This is a genomic window from Mesorhizobium sp. M0848, assembly GCF_040319805.1.
Taxonomy (GTDB): Bacteria; Pseudomonadota; Alphaproteobacteria; order Rhizobiales; family Rhizobiaceae; genus Mesorhizobium.
This window is the reverse complement of the sequence record NZ_JAMYOM010000005.1, coordinates 184,471-204,514: the sequence shown is the minus strand read 5'-3', so window position 1 is coordinate 204,514 and position 20,044 is coordinate 184,471. Positions and strand designations below refer to the sequence as shown.

21 protein-coding genes are annotated in these 20,044 nt (G+C 62.4%); 9 read left to right on the top strand and 12 right to left on the bottom strand.

Annotated elements, in window-relative coordinates:
• Positions 1-22 precede the first annotated feature (22 nt).
• Both cpaB and NKH95_RS07615 read right to left on the bottom strand, forming a co-directional pair.
• Positions 23-1,063, bottom strand: a complete 1,041-nt coding sequence (gene cpaB, locus NKH95_RS07620; protein WP_352584244.1) for a Flp pilus assembly protein CpaB — start codon at positions 1,061-1,063, stop codon at positions 23-25.
• Positions 1,064-1,152: 89 nt separating this feature from the next.
• Entirely contained in the window at positions 1,153-1,422 is a 270-nt protein-coding gene (locus tag NKH95_RS07615) for a Flp family type IVb pilin (RefSeq protein ID WP_352891279.1), read from the bottom strand.
• Positions 1,423-1,895: 473 nt separating this feature from the next.
• Here NKH95_RS07615 and NKH95_RS07610 point away from each other — a divergent pair, with 473 nt between their 5' ends.
• Genes NKH95_RS07610 through NKH95_RS07590 form a run of 5 tightly spaced genes read left to right on the top strand, consistent with a single transcriptional unit; the run spans position 1,896 to position 6,360 of the window.
• Entirely contained in the window at positions 1,896-3,284 is a 1,389-nt protein-coding gene (locus NKH95_RS07610; protein WP_352584248.1) for a TadA family conjugal transfer-associated ATPase, read from the top strand.
• The gene (locus tag NKH95_RS07605) at positions 3,284-4,255 is read left to right on the top strand and encodes a type II secretion system F family protein (protein WP_352584250.1); all 972 of its coding nucleotides are present in this window, start codon (positions 3,284-3,286) and stop codon (positions 4,253-4,255) included. Before NKH95_RS07610 ends, NKH95_RS07605 begins: the two co-directional genes overlap by 1 nt.
• Positions 4,256-4,302: 47 nt before the next feature.
• Positions 4,303-5,223 carry a type II secretion system F family protein gene (locus NKH95_RS07600; protein WP_502895170.1) on the top strand — a complete coding sequence of 307 codons (921 nt, stop codon included), beginning with the start codon at positions 4,303-4,305 and terminating at the stop codon, positions 5,221-5,223.
• Between the two features lie 53 nt (positions 5,224-5,276).
• A complete protein-coding gene (locus NKH95_RS07595; protein WP_352584254.1) occupies positions 5,277-5,819 on the top strand; it encodes a tetratricopeptide repeat protein in 543 nt (180 codons plus the stop codon).
• Between the two features lies 1 nt (position 5,820).
• A complete protein-coding gene (locus NKH95_RS07590; protein ID WP_352891278.1) occupies positions 5,821-6,360 on the top strand; it encodes a prepilin peptidase in 540 nt (179 codons plus the stop codon).
• A 181-nt stretch (positions 6,361-6,541) separates the two neighbouring features.
• On the opposite strand, the gene NKH95_RS07585 is transcribed toward NKH95_RS07590, so the two are convergent.
• The 6 genes from NKH95_RS07585 to NKH95_RS07560 form a co-directional block, all read right to left on the bottom strand.
• A complete protein-coding gene (locus tag NKH95_RS07585; RefSeq protein ID WP_502895172.1) occupies positions 6,542-7,477 on the bottom strand; it encodes a nucleoside hydrolase in 936 nt (311 codons plus the stop codon).
• 8 nt (positions 7,478-7,485) lie between these two features.
• On the bottom strand, positions 7,486-8,499 hold the full coding sequence (locus tag NKH95_RS07580; protein WP_352891276.1) for a nucleoside hydrolase: 1,014 nt from the start codon (positions 8,497-8,499) through the stop codon (positions 7,486-7,488).
• Between the two features lie 11 nt (positions 8,500-8,510).
• Positions 8,511-9,497 carry an ABC transporter permease gene (locus NKH95_RS07575; RefSeq protein ID WP_352679203.1) on the bottom strand — a complete coding sequence of 329 codons (987 nt, stop codon included), beginning with the start codon at positions 9,495-9,497 and terminating at the stop codon, positions 8,511-8,513.
• Positions 9,485-10,525, bottom strand: coding sequence for an ABC transporter permease (locus NKH95_RS07570; RefSeq protein WP_352891274.1), 1,041 nt, complete (start codon positions 10,523-10,525; stop codon positions 9,485-9,487). The genes NKH95_RS07575 and NKH95_RS07570 overlap by 13 nt, the downstream gene beginning before the upstream one ends.
• A complete protein-coding gene (locus tag NKH95_RS07565; RefSeq protein WP_502895171.1) occupies positions 10,522-12,051 on the bottom strand; it encodes an ABC transporter ATP-binding protein in 1,530 nt (509 codons plus the stop codon). The genes NKH95_RS07570 and NKH95_RS07565 overlap by 4 nt, the downstream gene beginning before the upstream one ends.
• 136 nt (positions 12,052-12,187) lie before the next feature.
• Positions 12,188-13,192, bottom strand: coding sequence for a BMP family lipoprotein (locus NKH95_RS07560; RefSeq protein ID WP_013530296.1), 1,005 nt, complete (start codon positions 13,190-13,192; stop codon positions 12,188-12,190).
• 254 nt (positions 13,193-13,446) lie between these two features.
• On the opposite strand from NKH95_RS07560, the gene NKH95_RS07555 reads away from it, so the two are divergent.
• Both NKH95_RS07555 and NKH95_RS07550 read left to right on the top strand, forming a co-directional pair.
• Positions 13,447-14,031, top strand: coding sequence for an amino acid synthesis family protein (locus tag NKH95_RS07555; RefSeq protein ID WP_023809103.1), 585 nt, complete (start codon positions 13,447-13,449; stop codon positions 14,029-14,031).
• The gene (locus NKH95_RS07550) at positions 14,028-14,612 is read left to right on the top strand and encodes an amino acid synthesis family protein (RefSeq protein WP_352891272.1); all 585 of its coding nucleotides are present in this window, start codon (positions 14,028-14,030) and stop codon (positions 14,610-14,612) included. Before NKH95_RS07555 ends, NKH95_RS07550 begins: the two co-directional genes overlap by 4 nt.
• Positions 14,613-14,615: 3 nt before the next feature.
• Here NKH95_RS07550 and NKH95_RS07545 read toward each other — a convergent pair whose 3' ends face one another.
• From NKH95_RS07545 to NKH95_RS07535, 3 genes are read right to left on the bottom strand one after another with little or no spacing between them, the layout of a single operon-like run.
• Positions 14,616-15,809, bottom strand: coding sequence for an amidohydrolase family protein (locus NKH95_RS07545; RefSeq protein WP_352461271.1), 1,194 nt, complete (start codon positions 15,807-15,809; stop codon positions 14,616-14,618).
• 44 nt (positions 15,810-15,853) lie between these two features.
• The gene (locus NKH95_RS07540; RefSeq protein ID WP_352440745.1) at positions 15,854-16,393 is read right to left on the bottom strand and encodes a MarR family winged helix-turn-helix transcriptional regulator; all 540 of its coding nucleotides are present in this window, start codon (positions 16,391-16,393) and stop codon (positions 15,854-15,856) included.
• Positions 16,394-16,442: 49 nt separating this feature from the next.
• Positions 16,443-17,087, bottom strand: coding sequence for a cysteine hydrolase family protein (locus NKH95_RS07535; protein ID WP_127319596.1), 645 nt, complete (start codon positions 17,085-17,087; stop codon positions 16,443-16,445).
• A gap of 232 nt (positions 17,088-17,319) precedes the next feature.
• On the opposite strand from NKH95_RS07535, the gene NKH95_RS07530 reads away from it, so the two are divergent.
• Positions 17,320-18,174 (top strand): NAD-dependent epimerase/dehydratase family protein, encoded by an 855-nt coding sequence (locus NKH95_RS07530; protein WP_352440744.1) that lies wholly within the window; start codon positions 17,320-17,322, stop codon positions 18,172-18,174.
• Positions 18,171-18,977: an SDR family NAD(P)-dependent oxidoreductase gene (locus tag NKH95_RS07525; RefSeq protein WP_352440743.1), complete on the top strand. Its 807-nt coding sequence runs from the start codon at positions 18,171-18,173 to the stop codon at positions 18,975-18,977. The genes NKH95_RS07530 and NKH95_RS07525 overlap by 4 nt, the downstream gene beginning before the upstream one ends.
• Here NKH95_RS07525 and NKH95_RS07520 read toward each other — a convergent pair.
• On the bottom strand, positions 18,974-20,044 hold the full coding sequence (locus NKH95_RS07520) for a Gfo/Idh/MocA family oxidoreductase (RefSeq protein WP_352891270.1): 1,071 nt from the start codon (positions 20,042-20,044) through the stop codon (positions 18,974-18,976). The genes NKH95_RS07525 and NKH95_RS07520 overlap by 4 nt on opposite strands.

Sequence of the window (20,044 nt, the reverse complement as noted above, 5' to 3'; positions counted from 1 at the left end):
CCACGTATCTGATATGCCGGTGTTATTTTTGTCGCGGCACATCATATGTTTCAAGCTTTATACCCCGAAAGACACCGACTGTCGCCCGCGCCGGTGGTTCCGGCTGCACATATTTGACCACTTCCTTGACAACTTCTTTCACCTGCGGCTCAGCTGCCACAGCCGGCGCCGGTTTTACCTTGCCCAACTCATCGAGGCGGCTTCCCACTTTCTCCACAGCCTGGGTCAACCCGGCGATCTTGTCTTCGGCGCGCTTGCGCTCGGCTGCAGCCGCGGCTTCCGCCGCTGCCTTCCTGTCGAGCTCCGCCTGCCTGGCGACGACATCGGCCGGCGTCTCGCCGGTCAGGTCGGAAAGCGTCACGCGTTCCGTCGTCTCGCCCTTGCTGGCCGCGGCCTGGCGAAGCGCCAGCGACAACTGGCCGGCCCCTGCCGCCAGTGTCAGCTTCTGCGCGTCCCTGGTGCTGGCCTCCAGCGTCACGGACTTAACTACCGTCGGGCTGTCCTTGCTTTCGTCGGCCACCTGGTCGATGGCCAGCACCTTCATGCTCTGCAGCAGCACGTCGACGAAACTCTTGTCCGTGCCATCATCGCCGCGCGCCGTGCGGGTGAGTAGAATATCGACTCGATCGCCCGGGAAAACGAAGCCGGCAACGCCGAGCACGTCATTGACGCGGATGGAAACGGCCTTCATGCCTTCGCCAAGCACTGCCGAAAGTGTGGCGCGTTGGCCGGGGCCAGTAATCTTGGTAGCAAGAATCGGCTCATTGACGCCGATCGCTTGCAGTGCCTGCTTGGCACCGTCACCTGCTAACAGGTCTTTCGTTGTCTTGAACGCCCCGGCCGGAACCGCACCAGCAGGCCATGCGACTTCGCGCAATTTGTCTGCGCTAAGCGCATCGCCGAACTTCAGCGGCATCGCCGCAACGACAACCGTGCTGCCTTGGACGATGCCCGTTTGCGCAATGGCGCTTCGCTGACCAGCGAGCCATATGTTGACAAGTACGACCGCGAGAACGCCGAACACGCCGGCGAGCACGATCATGATCAGTGTGTTGGCACGCATGAACCCCAAGCCCCAGCAGACGCGGGAATTCGCCCGCAGCGATTTGAATCCAGGCCCGGAAGGTCAATTCCGGGCCTGGGGATTATCGATCAGCTGCCGGCACCAGTAGCGCAGGCGCCGACGCCGCTGGCTTGCATCGCTGCGCAAAGACCGGTGAAGCGGCCCGTTACCCACCCGCCAATGCCGATGATGAAACCAATCGCGGCGACCGCGATGATTCCGATCAGGATGGAATATTCGACCATGGCAGCGCCGTTTTCATCGTCGCGGAACTGCCGGGTCATCGTCATGAGCTTGTTCATGTCAATTTCTCCCTTGGAGTTTGAACCCGACGAGACAGAGCAAGAGATGAAATCCATACCCAAGCATCCCCCGTCATCTCGATCCTAGGTCCCGAGAAAACGCAGAGTCAAACGACATTAAGGGTTCCTTAACTTTCATGTACCTGATTCGGCAAGAAGATTGCAAAGCAGAATCTCGGCAAGGGATTGATTCGTTTGAATTTTCAATCTCCCTTAACCATTCGTTCACAATTTGGCCGCGGATGTGGCGGAATTAGGGAAGTATTAGTCATAACGCATATTCCTTTATATCTAAGGGGTTAGGGGGCAGTTCTTGCCGGGCTTTCCCGACAAGGACCGGGTGAACCGAAACTCGTGGCAAATGGGGAAGCCCCCAGCGCCGACCCGCATCAAATAAACAAGGGATTGCCAGCTCTTGCTCTTAACTATGTCTGAAGTAATGACCGTACGGAGGGCATCCAGGCGCTTGTGTCGTCGTTGGTTAACGTTTAGTTTCCGCTAATACGCAGCCGAGGGGAGTATAAGCGACTATGCTGGGGCGGTTCATCAAGGGACCAGGCGATCCGAAGGTCGAGGCAAGAGCCGAGCCGACAGCAGCGCTGACTGTTGTTCCAGCACTATCTCCGGCCCCCGAAATCGAATCGTATGGTGACGATTTCCTGACGCTCAAAGTCGAGCTTCATCGCCATTTGATTGATCGCTTCAATCTGACCGCTCTTGAAAATGCCTCCAAGGATGAGATCCTGAACGAGATCCGCCCCATCGTGCGCGAGTTCGTTCGTGCTCGTGCGGTGCCGCTCAATGCCCGCGAACTCGATCTGCTGACCAGCGACACTGCCGACGAGATGCTGGGACTTGGGCCGATCGAGCCCCTGCTCAAGGACGATTCGATTACCGACATCCTGATCAACACCCACAAGCGCGTTTTCATAGAGCGGCGTGGTATTGTCGAAGAAACGCCGATCCGGTTTCGCGACGAGGCGCATCTGTTGCGCGTCATCAACAAGATCGTTTCGGCCATCGGCAGGCGTGTCGATGAATCGTCGCCTATGGTCGATGCCCGCCTGGAAGATGGATCGCGCGTCAACATCGCGGTGCGGCCGGTCTCGGTCGACGGTCCCCTGGTGTCGATCCGCAAATTCTCGAAAAATCCATATTCACTCGAGCGTTTGATGGCGTTCAATTCGATCCGCCCGCCGATGATCGAATTGTTGCGGATCGCCGTGCAGGCGCGCAAATCGATCCTGGTTTCAGGCGGCACCGGCAGCGGCAAGACCACCTTGCTCAATGCATTGTCGAGTTACATCCCCTCGAAGGAGCGCCTGATCACCATCGAGGATGCGGCCGAACTGCAATTGCAGCAGCCGCATGTCGGGCGCCTGGAGACGCGTCCGCCCAATGTCGAGGGTCGGGGTGAGGTGCGCCAGCGCGAGTTGCTCAAGAACGCGCTGCGCATGCGGCCGGACCGCATCATCGTCGGCGAGGTGCGCGGCGAGGAAGCCTTCGACATGCTGCAGGCGATGAACACCGGCCATGAAGGCTCGATGACCACCATCCATGCCAACACGCCGCGCGATGCGATCTCGCGGCTGGAGCAGATGGTGGGCATGGCCGGCATGCCGATGACGCATGATTCAATCCGCGCGCAGATCGCGTCGGCCATCGACATCATCGTGCAGACACAGCGTCTTTCGGACGGCGGCCGGCGTGTCACCTCCATATCGGAACTGACCGGCATGGAGGGCAATGTCGTGCAGCTCCAGGAAATCTATCATTTCGTCCGCCGTGAGGTTACAGCCGAGGGCAAGGTCATCGGAGATTTTCGCGCAACCGGTGTCCGTCCGCGCTTCGCTCCGGAGGCCGCGACGCTTGGTCATCATTTCGCCAAGGACGCCTTCAACCCGCAGGTTGCCCTCTGATGCCGACCGGTCAAGCTCTGCTCTACTTCATCTATATGCTTGCGGCGGCTTCACTCATTCTCGCCGGCGAAGCCCTTTATCTTTCCTTTGCCGGCCGCCGCTCCCGGTCCATGGCAGTCAATCGCCGCCTGAGGCGGCTCGCCGGCGAGGTTCCGGCCGAACAAACGTTACAGGGATTGCTGCGGGAGCGTGGCCTCACGGACTCCGGCGATTTTCTTTTCGGCATGGTCTGGCTGAACAGGCTCTATACCCAATCCGGCATTACCGGAAATCCCCTGACCTTCGCCGCAACGTTCCTGTTTGCGGGGCTGGCGATGGCGTTGCTGCTGGCGTTCCTTTTCAATGTCTCCACCTTGGCATCGCTCATTGTCTTTCTGGTCGTCGGGCTCGTCTTGCCGCTTCTCGTCCTCCGGCGTGCCCGCAACAAACGAATTCAGAAGTTTGCCAAACAACTGCCGGATGCGCTCGACATGATCGTTCGTTCGCTGCGCGCCGGACACCCCGCTTCGGTCGCCATCGGTCTGGTCGCGCGCGAAATGCCGGATCCGCTCGGCACCGAGTTCGGCATCGTCTCCGATGAGATCACCTTCGGTCTCAGCATCGAGCAGGCCGTGCGAAAGCTTTCGCAGCGTGTCGGCTTCGAGGGCCTTCAACTGCTATCGGTGTCGCTGTCGATCCAGGCCAAGACCGGCGGTAATTTGACCGAAATTTTGTCCAACCTGTCTTCTGTACTCCGCGAAAGGCAGAAGCTTCGAATGAAAATCCGGGCGCTTTCCGCCGAGGGGCGCGTGTCGGCCTGGGTCATATCACTGTTCCCCCTCGTTATGTTCGCGGTCCTCCAAATAATTTCCCCATCTTATTATGGGGGCGTGTGGCACGACGAACTAATATTCCCAATCTTCACATTATTCGGGATGTTGGCTCTGCTAGGAGATTTTATCATGTATCGGATGGTGAATTTCGATTTCTGACAGGAGCGAAGAATAACTTGTCTCCATATATTCAGGATATTGGTTTCTTGGTGTCTATCGTCGTATTTGCGGCGGCGGCGTCCTTTTTCCTGTTCGGTGCGCTTGTCTTCTTGCCGGCTCTGCAAACACGAAAGCTTGTCGCGCAGAGCTTGATTGGGGAGGGAATTACAGACCGCCGGTCCATGCTTGGACAAGACGTGCTTGCCAAGGTTGCGGCGCAGCGGCCGGTCGACGCATATTTCAAGTCGATCGAGAAGGAACGCGATGAGCCAAATGCTTTGGAAGCGAAGCTCTTTCGCGCCGGCTTTTATAAATCAAGCGCGCCACTGCTTTATACTCTGTCCCGTCTGGTCGCGGTCTGCCTGGGGTTTTTGGCCATCTATGCGCTTTTGTCTCGGATACTTCCGCCACAACTGCCAGGTTTCATAACCTTTGCTGGATCTGCTCTGTTTGGCCTGGCCTGCATGGTGATTCCGAGCATCATGCTCGATCGCTTCGAGAACGGTCAGAAACGAATCTATCGCCGTGCCTTTCCCGACTTCATGGACATGATGATCACTTGCGCCGATGCCGGTATGAGCCTGGAGGCGGCGGTCGAACGTGTCAGTCATGAAATGGCTGCCACCCACAAATGGCTGGGAATACAGCTGTCGATCATGAATTTGCAACTGCGTGCCGGCAAGCCGTTGCGGGAGGCACTACGGGAACTCGCCGATCGCATCGGTCTTGAGGAGGCGAGGGCACTGGCGGTGCTGTTCCGGCAATCGGAAGAACTCGGCACCAGCCTTACCGATGCCCTGCGTGTTTATAGCGCCGAAATGCGCAGTCAGAGAATTCTGAGTGCCGAGGAGCGCGCCAATGCACTCCCGGTGAAGATGATGATTCCGTTGGGCCTCTGCATCTTCCCAGTCGTTATGATGGTGATAATGTTGCCGGTCATCATCCGGATGAAAGGCATTTTCTTCTAGTTTGCTATATGATTTTATCCTAATGTGAGTCGGGGGGCCAGGGGACACAATTTATGAAGAGGGTTATCGCGGCCGCGGCCTGTCTGCTCATGGCGGTGCTTGCCGGCTGCCAGACGGCGGACGTAACCGACGGTGTCGTTCGCACCAACGAACCGTCGAAAGGCGACCTGACGTCTTTTGGCGATGCTTTCGACGGGCTGAAGACGGTCAGCGATGTCGAATACTATGCCTCGGACCAGGCTGTCGCCGAAGCCAAGAACCAGTTCCGTGCCGAGAATTACGGCAATGCCGGCGCGCTGTTCTTCAAGGCGACGCAACTGGCGCCCAATGATGGTAACGCCTGGATGGGGCTGGCCGCCTGCACCGACCGGATCCACCGCTTCGACCTGTCCGACAAGGCCTATGCCAGGGCGTTCAAGCTGGTCGGCGCGACGCCCGAATATTACAACAATGTCGGCTATTCCTACCTGCTGCGCGGCAAGCTGCAGGATGCGCGCTCGAACTTCCTCAAGGCTTACGAACTGGCGCCCAACGACCCGACCGTCGCCAACAATCTGAAGCTTTTGTCGTCAAGCGTGCAGAACGTCGAGCGCTAGCATGCTGCTGGTCGAGGCGCTGCTGCTGAAGGTGCTCGCCATCCCTCTGCTGGCAAGGATTGGCTGGCTCGATTTCACCACCCAGAAGATTTCCAATCGCGACGTGCTGCTGCTGCTCTGCCTGGGCGCCGGGGGCCTGCTGTTGCTGTCGCTCCAGTCCGGCTCGTGGTGGGACATGGGGCTGAGCGCTCTCGCCGGACTTCTGCTGTTCGTCGCGCTCTTCCCCTTCTGGGCCTTGCGCAAGATCGGCGCCGGCGATGTCAAGCTGCTGGCAGTCGTGCCATTCCTGATCGGCGGCAGCGATCTCGCGGTGTTTTCAGTGCTGCTTCTGGTTTTCGCCTTGGCAACCGCGGTCATCGTGAAAAACCCGTTCATGCTGCCCGCGGGCGCTTTTCGGCTTGTCGTGCAGCATCTGGACCGCAAGGGCGTGGTGCCGTTCGGCGTGCCGATCTCGCTCGCCGCGATCTGTACGCTGGCGTTCCTGATCTACAGGAGTTTGATGGTCGCGAGCAGCTCTGGAATCCTCAACCAGCTCAACTGACCCTGACATCTCACGCGGCTGAATTTGTCAGGGAGATTTGACGGAGCATCAAACGAAAACCCGCCTGTGCGGCGGGTCACGGCGCAACTTTGCACCATAGCCAAAAATGTACCATAGCTGAGGGCAGGGTGTCAAGAAAAAATTCCTATCGTGAAACGCTGCCTGCGCCGCGGCGCTCCGTTCAGTCCCGCAGCAGATCGAACATCAGCTTGAAGAAGCGGTCCGCGTCGACCTCATGGGCGATGCGGGCATTGTCCTTTTCACCGCGCTCGCCCCAGTAGTCGGCGATGGTCGCGCCGAAGGCGTAGGTTCCGGACAGATCGACGCCGATATGGGCAGGGCGCGTGCGCACCAATGTCGGGTCGATGGCCAGCGCCAGCGCCAGCGGATCGTGCATGGCGCCGCCGACGCCCATCGAGCTGCGGTGCAGCTTCTCGTAGAACAGCAGCCAGTCGTTGACGAGCCGGCCGAGCGGCGTGTCGATGGTGGCCAGTTCGGCATATTGCGGCGCCTCGATCAGCACCTGCATGGTGACGTCGAGGCCGACCATCAGGATCGGCACGCCGCTGTCCAGAACGATCTTCAGCGCTTCGGGGTCGCAGAACGCATTGAACTCGGTCGGCGTGATGATCTCGCTCTTGCGGTAGAACACGCCGCCCATCCAGATCAGCTCCTTGATCTTGGGCAGCACGTCGCGATGCTTGAGGATCATCAGGCCGATATTGCTGAGCGGGCCGGTGGCGACGACCAGGATCGGTTCGGGCGCGGCGCGGAGCCTGTCGGCCAGGAAATCGACGGCGTGCTGGTCAACCGGCTTGATCGTCGCCTGCGGCAGGTAGGGCGAGCCCTCGAGCCCGCTTGGGCCATCGGCGGTGCCGAGCACCAGCGGGCGCGCCAGCGGACGGTGACAGCCCTGCGCGACAGGCACGTCGCCGGCGCCGATATACTCCAGGATGCGCAAGGCATTGGCGGTTGTCTTCTCGACTTCCGCATTGCCGCAGGTCGTGGTGACGCCGAGGAGTTCGATGGCAGGCGAACGATGCGCCATGACCAGCGCGATGGCGTCGTCGTGGCCGGGGTCGCAGTCGAACAGGATAGGAGTTGGCTTGATCATCATGTCGTCTTTCACGCCGCCCGCTCGTAGCGCGCTATGGTTTTCTTGAAGCCGTCGAGGAAACGCCGGCCGTCCAGGCCGGTGCAGATGCGGGTGGTCTTGGGCCCGCCGCCGGGCAGCAATTGCCGGCCGCGATAGGCGACGGTCTGGCCGCGCGCCAGCCGGCCGTCGAGCACGACGTCGGCGAACAGCGGCTCGGTCATCGTCGCCAGGCCCGGATCGAAAGCCAGCGCCACGGTGATCACGTCGTCCATCGGGAACCCGACGAGGTCGAAGAACTCGCGCCAGATGTCGATGTAGATCGGGAAGCTGTCGGCGATCATCTCAAGGACGGGATTGTCCCTGGCGACGGCCTGCATGTCGGCGATGTCGTCGCGTGTCAGCATCGAATCGGCGACGCGGTTGTCCTCGCAGATGTCGAGCGGGACGAGGATCTTCTCGACATCGGCGTTCAGCACGATGCGCGAAGCCTCCGGATCGGCCCAGATGTTGTACTCCGACAAAGGCGTGATGTTGCCGGGCGTCTGGAAATTGCCGCCGAGCACGATCAGCCGCTTCAGTGCAGCGGTCAATCCCGGCTCCTGCAACAGCGCCATCGCCGCGTTGGTCAACGGGCCGGTCGTCACCAGCGTGATCTCGCCCGGATTGGCCATGACCGTCTCGATGATGAAATCGACCGCATGTCCCGATGTGGCCTGGCGCACCGGCGTCGGCGCCGGCGGGTTGAACTTCTTCAGGCGATCGCCGAAACGGGCGACAAGCCGCTTTTCGAAATGCACCGGCGCCTCCATGTCGGCCTTGGCGTTGCCGACGATCGGCCGCCACGCGCCGGCGTGAACCGGGATATCGTCACGCCCGGCGAGCGTCAGCGTGTTGAGGACGACGTTGGTGACCTGCTCGATCGGGCCGGCAGCACCGGTCACGGTGGTCACGCCCTCGAGCCGGAGCTTCGGATTGACCGCTGCAAACAGCACGGCGAGAATATCGTCGCCGGCCGAATCCACGTCGAGGATTATGCGTTCCATAAAGGCTTCCTTCACTGGGGATTTTTGCGGCCGGGTTCAGTGTTCTTGTCTACCGACAGCAGCTTACGCATCGATTCCAGCGTCTCCGCGATAACCCTTGGACGCGCCCGGTAGGACAGCGCGAACAATGCGATCAGCGCGACGACATAGGGGACGGTGAGAACCAGGTAGGACGGATAGCCGAACGTCTGCAGGCGCAACGAAAAAGCATCCGCAAAGCCGAACAGCAGGCAGCCGGCCAGCACCTTCAGCGGATCGCCGTTGGAAAAGATCAGGATCGCCACCGCCATGAAACCACGGCCCGACGACATGTTTTCGGTGAACATGGTGATGTAGCCGAGTGACAGATGCGCGCCGGCGAGGCCGGCCAGCAATCCGCACAGCAGGGACGCGATGTAGCGGACGCGGGTGATCGAGATGCCGAGCGCCTCGGCGGCTTCCGGCTTTTCGCCGACGACACGGATATAGAGGCCGAGCCGCGTCCGCTTGTAGCAGACGACCAGCAGCGGCACGGCGATGAAGGCGACATAGACGAGCGGCGTGAAGCCGGAGATCAGCGGCGCCCACGAGCCGAGAAGGTCGCGGGCACCGGGCAGCTGGACTTTCGGCAGGCCGACGATGCCGTGACCGACGATCGAACCGCGCGTGCCGAAGATCGCTTTCATCAGCGAGATCGTCATGCCGCCGGCCAGGATGTTGAGCGCCAGCCCGACGACCACTTCATTGGCCTTGAAGCTCACCACCAGGACGGCAAAAACCAGGGCGAAGACGAGCGCCGCCGCGACGCCGCAGGCGACGCCCGCGAGTGCGGAACCTGTCCAGATCGAACCAAGGACGGCGAAGAAGGCGCCGACCAGCATCTGCCCCTCGAGGCCGATGTTGAAGATGCCGGCCTTGGTGGTGAACGAGCCGCCAAGCGCGACCAGAAGGATGGGCGCGGTGGTGCGAAGCGTCGCCGCGATCAGCGCGACGTTGATGAGCTTGTCTAGAATTTCCATCGCCGCTCCCCTGCCTGGCTGTCGCCGCGCTTTCTCACCAGCACCTGGGCCGACACGCTGAGGATGATCAGCGCCTGGATCACGGTGATGATCTCGCGCGACGCGCTGGTATCGACCTCGAGCAGCAGCGATCCGTTGCGCAGGGCGCCGAAGAACAGTGCGGTGAAGATGGTGGCGACAGGCGAGCCATTGGCAAGCAGGGCGGCGATCAGCCCGTCGAAGCCGAAACCGGGGGCAAATCCTTCCATGAAGCGGTGATGGACGCCGAGCGTCTCGACGCCGCCGGCCAGCCCGCCGACGGCCCCCGAAAGCAGCAGGACCAGGAAACCCTGCCGTTTCACGTTGACGCCGCCATATTCGGCGAATTTCGGCGCCGAACCGACCATCGTGAGGCCGTAACCCCATTTGGTGTAGCGGAAGACAAGGGCTGCGCCGACCGCCAGCACCAGGCCAATGACCAGGCCCCAGTTCAACCGCGAAAAGGTGAAGATCTCCGGCAGATAGGAAGTCGCCAGGATCGGCGGCGTCTCCGACCAGCCACCCGGCCGCTTGAACAGGAAAATGGTGAAGTAGGACGTGAGCAGCACCGCCACGTAGTTCGACAGGATCGTCGAGACGACCTCGTTGGTGTTGTAGCGGGCGCGGAAGTAGGCGGGGATGGCGACCCAGGCCGCGCCTGCCACGACCGCGAGCGCCAGCGCGGCCAGCGTGTGAATGCCCGCGGGCAGGGGCATGGCAAAGCCGACCCAGGCGGCGGCGAAACCGCCGAGGAACAGCTGGCCCTCGATGCCGACGTTGAACATGCCGCCGCGCAAGCCGATACAGGCGGCGACACCGCAGATCAGGATCGGCGTCGTCTGCAGCAGGGTTCCGGCGATCTTCTCCTGATCGCCGAAGGCGCCGCGCAACAGCGTCATGAAGACACGCACGGGGCTTTCGCCGACCATGAGGATGATGATCGCGCCCATCAGCAGCGCCACACCGATGGCGATCACCTGGCCGGAAACGGCACGCAAATGGTCTGTCATGATGCGGTCTCCGCGGCGAATTCCGGCGCGGCCACGCCTGCCATCATCATGCCAATGCGCTCCTCGTCGGCATCGTCGCCGGCGACCTCGCCCATGATCCGCCCGTTGAACATCACCAGGATGCGGTCGGCAAGGGCGGCCAGTTCGTCGAGCTGCACGGAAATCAGCAGGATCGCGCGGCCGGCGGCGCGCTGGCGCATGATCTCGTCATGAATGGCCTCCTGGGCGCCGATGTCGACGCCGCGCGTCGGCTGGTCGATCAGCAGGAAATCGGCGCCGTTGGTGAATTCGCGCGCCAGAACGACCTTCTGGATGTTTCCGCCCGAAAGCCGCTTGACGGCATCGCCGGTTGCGCGCGCGCGAATATCGAAGCTCTTGATCAGTGTTTCGGCGTTTTGATTTATGGCATTCCAGTTGAGCATGCCGCCGCGGCTCCATGGTGCGCGATGCTGGCGGCCCATCAGGGTGTTGGCCGCTATCGAAGCGTTGCGATCGACCCCGCGCACCATGCGGTCGCCTGGAACATGGGCGAGGCCTGCCTGGCGGATCGCGGCGGGGGAGAGAGCGGTGAGATTCCGGCCCTTCAGCCACGCCCCGCCATGGCTTGCCGGTCGCAGGCCCGAAAGCACTTCCGCCAGCTCCGTCTGACCATTGCCGGCCACACCCGCGATCCCCACCACCTCGCCGGAGCGGACGGTGAAACTGGCGTTGCGAAGGGCCGGCAGCAGGCGATCGTCGCGCGCCCACAGATCCTTCACTTCGAGCACTACATCGCCGTGCAGCGACGCACGCGCCCGGCGGTCGAAGCTGACCTCGCGGCCGACCATCATGTGCACCAACTCGTCCTTGCTGAGCTCGGCCGTCGGCCGGGTCGCCACCTTCCTGCCATTGCGCAGCACCGTCACCGTGTCGGACACTTCCACCACCTCCTCCAGGTGGTGCGAAATGAAGATCACCGTCATGCCCTCGGCCACGAAGCTGCGCAGCGTCTGGAACAGCTCACGGCTCTCCTGCGGCGTCAGCACGGCGGTCGGTTCGTCGAGGATGATGGTGCGCGCGCCGCGCACCAGGACCTTCAGGATTTCGATGCGTTGCTCTATGCCGACCGAGAGCAGCCCGACGCGCTCGGTCGGATCGACCTGCAAGCCGAAGCGCTTCGACAGGTCGCGCGTGCGCGCAATTTGTGCGGCGTGGTCGATCAGCCCATGGCGACGGATTTCCATACCGAGAAAGACGTTGTCGGCAACCGAGAGCGAGGGAACCAGCTTGAAATGCTGGTGAACCATGCCGAGGCCGGCCTTTATCGCCACGGACGGGTCGGCGATCACGATCTCTTCACCGTTCAGCCGGATCGAGCCTTCGTCCGGCTGCAAGAGGCCGAACAGGATGTTCATCAGCGTCGTCTTGCCGGCACCGTTCTCGCCGATGATGGCGTGGATCTCGCCGCAGCGGACCGCAAGGTCGATGCCGTCATTGGCGACGAATGCGCCAAAACGCTTGGTGATGCCAGTCAACTCGACGGCCATCGCGGCATTGCTGTGGAGGGTCGGCGACCCCGGCGTGTTCGACAACGTGGCTCTCGCAGATTGGACACTGATCCGCCGCGGCAAGCCGCGGCGGATCAGTGTAGCGCTTTCTTGGCAGGGAGGCGCTGTTGTTGGCTTATTTTGCCTTGGCGATCACGATCTTGCCGTCAACGATGCCCTTTTTGATCTCATCGAGCTTGGCGGTCATCTCTGCCGGGATCTTGGCGGCGATGTCATCGCAGACCTTGACCTCGACACCGCCCGAGGCGAGGTCGAAAGTGCGGGTGCCGGCGGTGATCTTGCGGCCCTCGACCTCGTCCTTGATCAGCGTGTAGACGGCGATGTCGCCGCGCTTCAGCATGCTGGCGAGCACATTTCCGGGAGCCGAGCCACACATGTCGATGTCGACGCCGATCGAATATTTGTCGACCGCGGCACTTGCCTGCATCACGCCTTCACCCGTCGGGCCGGCGACGTTGTAGACAATGTCGGAGCCTTGGCCGTAAAGCGCCTGGGCAAGTTCGCTTCCCTTGGCCGGGTCGTCGAAGGTTCCGGCGAAGACGGAGTTTACCTTGACGTCGGGCGCGGCATATTTGGCGCCTTGCTCGTAGCCGCCCAGGAAGTTGCGGATCACCGGGATATCTCGGCCGCCGACAAAGCCGATCGCCTTGCCGTCGCCGATCTTGTCGAAGGCGGTGCCCTTGGCTTCGATCATGCCGGCAAGCGCGCCGGCGACGAAGGATCCCTGCTCCTCGGCGAAATTGGCGTAGATCATCTTGGGGTTGTCGAGGACGCCATCGATGAACACGAAGCGCTGGTCAGGATATTCGGCGCTGACCTTTTGCAGCGAGTCCACCAGCTCCCAGCCCATCACGAAGATGAGGTCGTACTGTTTGCCCTTGGCAAGATTCTCGAACTGCTGCTGGTAGTCGAGCGCGCGATTGCCGGTGTCGACCAGCTTGAGGTCGATGCCGAAATCGGTCTTGGCCTTGTTGAGGCCGTTGACGATCGAAACGCCGAAGCCCTGGGCAAAATATCCCGAGATGGCGGCCACGGAAACCTTGGCCTGTGCCGCGGCCGGTCCGAACGAAATGGCAAGCATCGTGCCGGCCAGAAATAAACTCTTGAGCGCCCTTTTCATGTCATTCCCCTTCAGCTTTTTTCAGCTTTTGAAGCCACGCTTTGACCATCCCCACGTGTCCGCCGGGACAACGGCGAGTTCGTTGATGGTCATATGAGTTTAGGAGCGGCTTAACAGGCTGTCAATCGTCATCCGATGCAGTTTTCTTGGCCCTTCGCCCACTTGCTCGACGTCTGCGCTTGACAAATGTCCATGGGCATAATTGTTGATACTCTAATGAGTTTTTATGAACGACGGGATGAAGGAAGCGAACGATGCCGGCTGTGGTGGTCAGGAAATTTCTGGTTCAGGTCGAAGAGATATTCCATGAGGGCGGACCCCACGCGGCACGCCCGCTCAAGCGGGGCGCGGTCGTCGCGGTCATCGCCAACCCTTTTGCCGGACGTTATGTCGAAGAGATCACCGGCTTCATGGAAGACCTGAAGCCGCTCGGTCTCGATATGGCTCGGCGCCTGATCGACGCCATTGGTGAAGGCGGCCAGGCTATCGAAGGCTATGGCAAGGGTGCCATAGTCGGTGCCGCCGGCGAGCTTGAACATGGCGCGCTCTGGCACAATCCGGGCGGCTATGCGATGCGCGAACTGCTCGGCAATGCCAAGGCGATCGTGCCTTCGACCAAGAAGGTCGGCGGCCCCGGAACGCGCATCGACATCCCGATCACGCACATAAACGCCTCCTATGTGCGCAGCCATTTCGATGCGATCGAGATCGGCATTGCCGATGCGCCGCGCGGCGACGAAATGGCGGTCATCCTGGCGATGACCACCGGCGCACGCGTTCATGCACGGGTCGGCGGCCTTGCCGCCGCCGACATCAAGGGCGAGGACGGCTTGCGATGAACCCGGAAATCCGCCGTATCATCACCATCGTCGAGGAAACCCGGATCGAAGGCGGGCGACCCGTCGATCCGCCGACGCGGCGTGCCGCAGCCATCGCGGTGATCCGCAACCCCTATGCGGGTACCTACATCGAGGACCTGTCGGCACTGAGCGCCATAGGCGAAGCCTTGGGCGATATCTTGCCCAAGCGCGCCGTCGCTGCTCTGGGCATCGCCGGCGACCGGGTCGAGAGCTTCGGCAAGGCCGCCGCCGTCGGCGCCGATGGCGAGCTCGAACATGCCGCCGCCATCCTTCATCCAAAGCTCGGTGCCCCGTTCCGCGACGTGCTCGGCAAGGGCGCCGCGCTCATTCCTTCATCGAAGAAGCGCGGCGGCCTTGGCGTGCCACTCGATATTCCGCTCGGTCACAAGGCTGCGGCGCGGGTGCGCAGCCATTTCGACGGCATGGAGGTTCGCGTGCCCGACGCACCGCGTGCCGACGAGATCGTCGTCGCTATCGCCGTGACCGATTCCGGCAGGCCGCACCCGCGCGTCGGCGGGCTGACCAAGGACAAGATTGTCGGGATTGACGGCGTCGGCTGACCGTCAGGCCGCCAGGACTTCCGGCACCCGCATCGCCGGCGGGGTGTTGCGGCTCCGGCCGGTCCGCACCACGCCGTCGATGACGACCATTCCAATGCCTGGAAGATTGCCCAGCGCCACGCTGTCGAGCAGCCCGTCGCCGGCGCCGCCGATCGCCTGATCCATGAAGATCAGGTCGGCGGCGCGACCGACCTCGATCAAACCGCGATCATCCAGTCCGCGCACACGCGCCGTGTTGCCGCTGGCAAGACAGAACGCCACTTCCGGCGCGATACCACCCAGCGAAGCCAGCATGGTCAGGGTTCGCAGGATGCCGAGCGGCTGCACGCCGGATCCGGCCGGGCTGTCGGTGCCGAGGATGACGCGCGAAAGTTCGCCGCGCTGCCTTGCCAGGTCGAGCACGAACAGTCCGGTGCGCAAATTGCCGTTATGGACGATTTCAAGCGCCCTCGAGCCCTTCTCGCAGATCTGCCGTATTTCCGCGTCGGGCAGGGCGGTTGGCCCGCCATTGACGTGCGCGACGATGTCGGCGTCGACCTCCAGCACGACATCCGCGCCGATGCGGCCGGAGCCGGGCAGGGATGGACCGCCCGTGTGGGTCATCGAGGTCATGCCGTATTTGCGCGCCCAGGCGATCATCTGCCGGCCGGTCGGCCCGTCCTTGACGCCGCCAAGTCCGACCTCGCCGACAAGCGTCACGCCGGCCTCGGCGAGACTGCGGAAGTCTTCCTCGGTAAGGCCGGGTTCCAGGATCGGTGCCCCGGCCAGGATCTTCATGCCGTTCGGACGGAAGTTGGAGAAGGTGCGTTGGGCAGCGATCGCCAGCGCCTTCAGCCCGACAAGGTCGCGCGGTCGGCCCGGCGTGTGGACTTCACCCGCCGAGATCATGGTGGTGACGCCGCCATGCACAGTCGAATCCATCCAGCCGATCTGGTTCTGCCGAGGCGTCCAGTCGCCGGCCACCGGATGGGCGTGGTTATCGATAAGACCCGGCGAGACCGCACAGCCCATCGCATCGATGATCGTCGCCGCGCTGCCGCCATCAATGTCGCCTGCCTTGCCAATGCTGGTGATGCGTCCATCGCTCACGACGATGGTGTCGGCGTCGATGATCGGTTGTGCGAGATCGCCACTCAGCATGAGACCGATATTGCGGACGACGAGCGTGTTGGCAGACGACTGGAGGTCGGACGACATCGGTTCTCACTTTTGCTGTTATGGAAAAAAGGACTGGACGCGGCTTATTTGCCGCTGTCGCCATTCGTTGGGTCGTCGTCGTTGATGCGCTGGAGCAGGCGAAGCAGCGTCGCCTGCTCGGCCGGTGAGAGCGGCGACAGGAACCGCCGCCCGACCTCGACGCTGCGTTCGAGCCGCTCCAGCGTATAGTCGGTCCCTTTGCCGGTCAGCGCGATCATCGTCAGGCGTTGGTCGGTTTCGGAGGCGCTGCGCGTGATCAGCCCGTGTTTGAGCAGTTTGCGCATGACGATGCTTATGGTCGATGGGTCCATCGCCGTCAGCCGGCCGAGATGGTTCTGCGAGACTTCGCCATGCTTGAGGATCGTGGCGAGCGCCGCGAATTGCGTTGGCGAAAGGTCTTCGCCGGCCATGACCTGCTGGAAGCGCAGTGTCGCGCGCTGATGCGCCCGGCGGATGACGTGCGCCGGGTGGCGGTCCAGTTCATAGCCGGTCCCGGCGTATTGCTGCAGCACCTGCTCGCGGCTCGGGGGTGCATCGCCGCTCGGCGTTTTCGGCGTCGCGTCTTTTTCGGATTCAGTCGTCACACCGGACTCCTATCGCCGCTGTCTTGGATGTCGCCGGTTCGGAAAAAGCTCAAGCCGCGACCTCCGCTGGTTGAAGCGACGTCCCGTCGCGGAGGGCTGCGACGACATCAGCCGAATCGCTGACCACGCCGAAATGGGTCGCTATGTCGTAGAGCGAGCTTTCCTGCTCGCGTGGTCCCGTCGCCGCGCAGCAATCGCTTGGCACCACCACCTCATAGCCCTCGAAAAAGGCATCATGGACGGTCGAGCGCACACAGATGTTGGTGACCACGCCGAAGATGATCAACTGATCGGTCTGCATGTCTTTCAGCGTCAGGTCGAGGTCGGTTTGAAAGAAGGCCGAGTAGCGCCGCTTGATCACATGGATCTCATCGTCGCGGGCGCCGAGATCCTCGATGATCTCCGGCCCCCAGCTTCCATCCAGGCAATGCGGTGTGCGCTTCAGCCATTCGCGCTCGCGGCGCATGCCCGGCCGGTGGCTGTCATGGACCCAGATCACCGGCACGCCGGCGGCGCGCGCGGCTTCGATCACGGCCAGTTGCGGCGCTACCAGCGTCTCGTACCCAGGCAGGACCATGGCCCCGCCGGGCTTGCAGAACTCATTGACCATATCGATGACGACAACGGCCGCACGGCGTGGATCGAGGCGCACCGCGTCATCGTGCCGATGTGAGGAAAAACTGTCCACGGACATGGCGAGCTCCTTTGACCGATCGTTGATGCTCATACAAAAAACCCTAGCGGATGCCAAGTCAATCCCGTTCGACGCAAAGCGTGCTGGTCGGCCTTGCGCACCGCGCTCCGACAAGCGTATGCGCTATTTGTCCATCGCGAAATGGCCTTGACAACGCTTGTCAGGCATGTGCTCGATTTGTGTGACCATCAACAATATTCAAGCCGCTTAATTGCGGAGCCGAGGCCGAGATATGAAAACCATCGTCACCGGAGCCAGCGGCCTGCTTGGCCGCCATGTGGCCGAGGCTCTGGTTGCGGCCGGCCACGATGTGCTTGGTGTCGATGCCGTGGTGCCGGGTGAGGTCGCATGGCGCCACGCAACCGCCGATTTGACCGATCTGGGATCGACACTGCAGCTGGTGCGCGATTGCGATGCCGTTGTGCATGTCGCGGCCATTCCGCGGCCGACCGGCCGGGCGGGCGGCGAGGTGTTCAAGACCAACATCGCGACCGCCTACAATGTGGTCGAGGCAGCTGCCATGGCCGGCGCCAGGCGCTTCGTCTATGCCTCGTCCTTCAGCGTTTTCGGCTATCCCTTTTTCGAGAAACCTGTGCGGCCGCCCTATCTGCCGGTCGACTTGAACCATCCGGTCGGCGCGCAGGACCCGTACGGCCTGTCGAAATGGCTGGGCGAGGAAATCGTCGACGCGGCGGTGCGCCGGGGGGCCTTCTCGGCGGTCAGTATCCGCATGCCGTGGATCCAGACGCTGGGTTCTTTTTTCGACGGCGTAGGGCCGCGCCGCGCCACTGCCGACAGTGCCCGCGACCTGTGGGCCTATCTGGATGCGCGCGACGCCGGGCAGGGCTTCCTGCGGGCGCTTGAATGGCAAGGCGACGGCCATCTGCGCGTCCTCCTGAGCGCCGCCGACACATTCATGGAAGAGGAGACCGAAGCGCTCGTGCGCCGGGTCTATCCTGATGTCGCTCTGTCGCGGCCGATCGCCGGCTTCGGCGCCGTTCTGGACACGATCCATGCGCGCGAAACGATCGGCTTCGAACCACAGTATTCATGGCGTTCCTATCCAAAGCCGGAGACCCTGGGATGAAACGGTTCGACCAGAAAAAGGTCCTCGTCACCGGCGGCGCCGGCGCGATCGGCAGCGCAGCGGTGCGGCGTTTCCTTGACGAAGGCGCGCGGGTCGCCATTGTCGACCGCAATGACGCGGCGGCGCGGCAATTGGCCAGCTCCCTCGGCGACGACGCCCTGGCGATCGAGGCTGACGTCACCGATGAAGCGGATGTGCGGCGCGCCGTCGCAACGATCGTCGAGACGTTCGGCGGCCTCGACGTGGTGTTCAACAATGCCGGCATTTCCGGCGTCGTCGCTCCCGTTCACGACCTGCCGGTCGAGGACTGGGATACGACCATCCGCATCAATCTGCGCGGCATCTTCCTCGTGCTGCAGGCGTCGCTTCGGGCGATGATCGAGGCCGGGACCGGTGGCTCGATCGTCAACATGGGCTCGTCCATGGCCGGTTGGGACGTCCTTTTGGGTGGTGCCGGCTATGTCGCTTCCAAACACGGGGTGGTCGGCCTGACGCGGGTCGCAGCGCTCGATGCCGCGCCTTACGGCATACGCGTCAACGCCATCTGCCCCGGCGTGATCGAGACGACGCTTGGCGTACCGGTTTCCGGCGACGGCGAATTCAAGAGCAGCGTCCAGCATTTCGCCGACCGCATTCCGTTGCGCCGCATCGGCCAGCCGGACGATGTCGCGGCCGCCGTGGCTTTCCTGGCCTCCGACGAGGCGAGGCACGTCACAGGCGTGGATTGGCTGATCGACGGCGGCCAGACCTTGCAGAGCTGGGCCAACGCGCCGGCTGGCGGCGCGTTTCCGAAATTTCGCTAAAGTCTTTTCGGCGGCATTGCCTGGATGATCCGAACGGCAAGATCGAGATCGGCGAGCCCGCCCGAAAGCGGCGTGCGCGGCTTCGCGCCGCCATGGACGCAATCGGCGAAATGCAGCCATTCGCGGCGGAACGACGTATCCGGAACGCCAGGCAGAGCGCGTTCGGATGCAGCTTCGCCTGTGGTTTCGCGCAGCCGGACGGTCGCCGAGGCATTGCGGAAATAGGGGTTCTGGAATTCGATCCGCACCTCGTCGCGCTCACCATGCACGTGGATCCACTCGTCCCACCATTCATACTGGGCAAGTGCCATGTCGAAGAGGCAAGAGACGCCGCCATAATCGAGCACGGCCAGCAGCTGGTTGGGACCGGTCTGCTGTGCATGCACGACGCGGTCCGGCGTGCCGAAAGCGCCGCGCATGACGGCAAGGTCGTGGCTGGCGAGGCTGAGCAGTACAAGATAGAGATCGCGATAGCCGGCATGGTCCACACCGAGCGCCGCCTCGATGCGCCGAGCGACCGTTTCGCGTCCCGCCGCTAACACATCGGCCGGCACGTCGGTGACCCTGGTCTGCGTGTAGAGTTGGCCATAACGGTCGAAGCGGCCCGCGAAATCGTGGACATGGATCGACTTCGGCCGGCCGATGGCGGCGATGCGCTCCAGCCCGATCTCATAGCCGGGATCATAGAATTTCATGTAGCCGACAAGGGCGACGAGGCCGCTCCGCTCGGCCTGCTCGACCAGCGGGCGCGCCTCCTGCGGCGTGAAGGCAAGCGGCTTCTCGACGATCAGGTGCTTGCCGGCTCGGATTGCATCGGCGACCATCTCGCCATGATCGTAGGTGCAGATCACGACCGCATCGACATTCGGGTCGGCAAGCAGCGCGCGATGGTCGGTATATCTGGCAGTGACGCCATAATGTTCCGCCACCTTGTCGACCGTGCCGGGAGAGATGTCGCACAAGGCGGCGATGCGAAACGCCGGCAATTCCATGAGATAAGGCAAGTGCATCAACTGGGCGATCTCGCCGCAGCCGATGACGCCAACGCCAATGACGCGATCCTGCAT

Bases quoted from the DNA above. Each gene is read 5' to 3' on its own strand.
- cpaB (WP_352584244.1), bottom strand. From the start codon at position 1,063: ATGCGTGCCAACACACTGATCATGATCGTGCTCGCCGGCGTGTTCGGC.
- NKH95_RS07615 (WP_352891279.1), bottom strand. From the start codon at position 1,422: ATGGATTTCATCTCTTGCTCTGTCTCGTCGGGTTCAAACTCCAAGGGA.
- NKH95_RS07610 (WP_352584248.1), top strand. From the start codon at position 1,896: ATGCTGGGGCGGTTCATCAAGGGACCAGGCGATCCGAAGGTCGAGGCA.
- NKH95_RS07605 (WP_352584250.1), top strand. From the start codon at position 3,284: ATGCCGACCGGTCAAGCTCTGCTCTACTTCATCTATATGCTTGCGGCG.
- NKH95_RS07595 (WP_352584254.1), top strand. From the start codon at position 5,277: ATGAAGAGGGTTATCGCGGCCGCGGCCTGTCTGCTCATGGCGGTGCTT.
- NKH95_RS07590 (WP_352891278.1), top strand. From the start codon at position 5,821: ATGCTGCTGGTCGAGGCGCTGCTGCTGAAGGTGCTCGCCATCCCTCTG.
- NKH95_RS07585 (WP_502895172.1), bottom strand. From the start codon at position 7,477: ATGATGATCAAGCCAACTCCTATCCTGTTCGACTGCGACCCCGGCCAC.
- NKH95_RS07580 (WP_352891276.1), bottom strand. From the start codon at position 8,499: ATGGAACGCATAATCCTCGACGTGGATTCGGCCGGCGACGATATTCTC.
- NKH95_RS07575 (WP_352679203.1), bottom strand. From the start codon at position 9,497: ATGGAAATTCTAGACAAGCTCATCAACGTCGCGCTGATCGCGGCGACG.
- NKH95_RS07570 (WP_352891274.1), bottom strand. From the start codon at position 10,525: ATGACAGACCATTTGCGTGCCGTTTCCGGCCAGGTGATCGCCATCGGT.
- NKH95_RS07565 (WP_502895171.1), bottom strand. From the start codon at position 12,051: ATGGCCGTCGAGTTGACTGGCATCACCAAGCGTTTTGGCGCATTCGTC.
- NKH95_RS07560 (WP_013530296.1), bottom strand. From the start codon at position 13,192: ATGAAAAGGGCGCTCAAGAGTTTATTTCTGGCCGGCACGATGCTTGCC.
- NKH95_RS07555 (WP_023809103.1), top strand. From the start codon at position 13,447: ATGCCGGCTGTGGTGGTCAGGAAATTTCTGGTTCAGGTCGAAGAGATA.
- NKH95_RS07550 (WP_352891272.1), top strand. From the start codon at position 14,028: ATGAACCCGGAAATCCGCCGTATCATCACCATCGTCGAGGAAACCCGG.
- NKH95_RS07545 (WP_352461271.1), bottom strand. From the start codon at position 15,809: ATGTCGTCCGACCTCCAGTCGTCTGCCAACACGCTCGTCGTCCGCAAT.
- NKH95_RS07535 (WP_127319596.1), bottom strand. From the start codon at position 17,087: ATGTCCGTGGACAGTTTTTCCTCACATCGGCACGATGACGCGGTGCGC.
- NKH95_RS07530 (WP_352440744.1), top strand. From the start codon at position 17,320: ATGAAAACCATCGTCACCGGAGCCAGCGGCCTGCTTGGCCGCCATGTG.
- NKH95_RS07525 (WP_352440743.1), top strand. From the start codon at position 18,171: ATGAAACGGTTCGACCAGAAAAAGGTCCTCGTCACCGGCGGCGCCGGC.
- NKH95_RS07520 (WP_352891270.1), bottom strand. From the start codon at position 20,044: ATGCAGGATCGCGTCATTGGCGTTGGCGTCATCGGCTGCGGCGAGATC.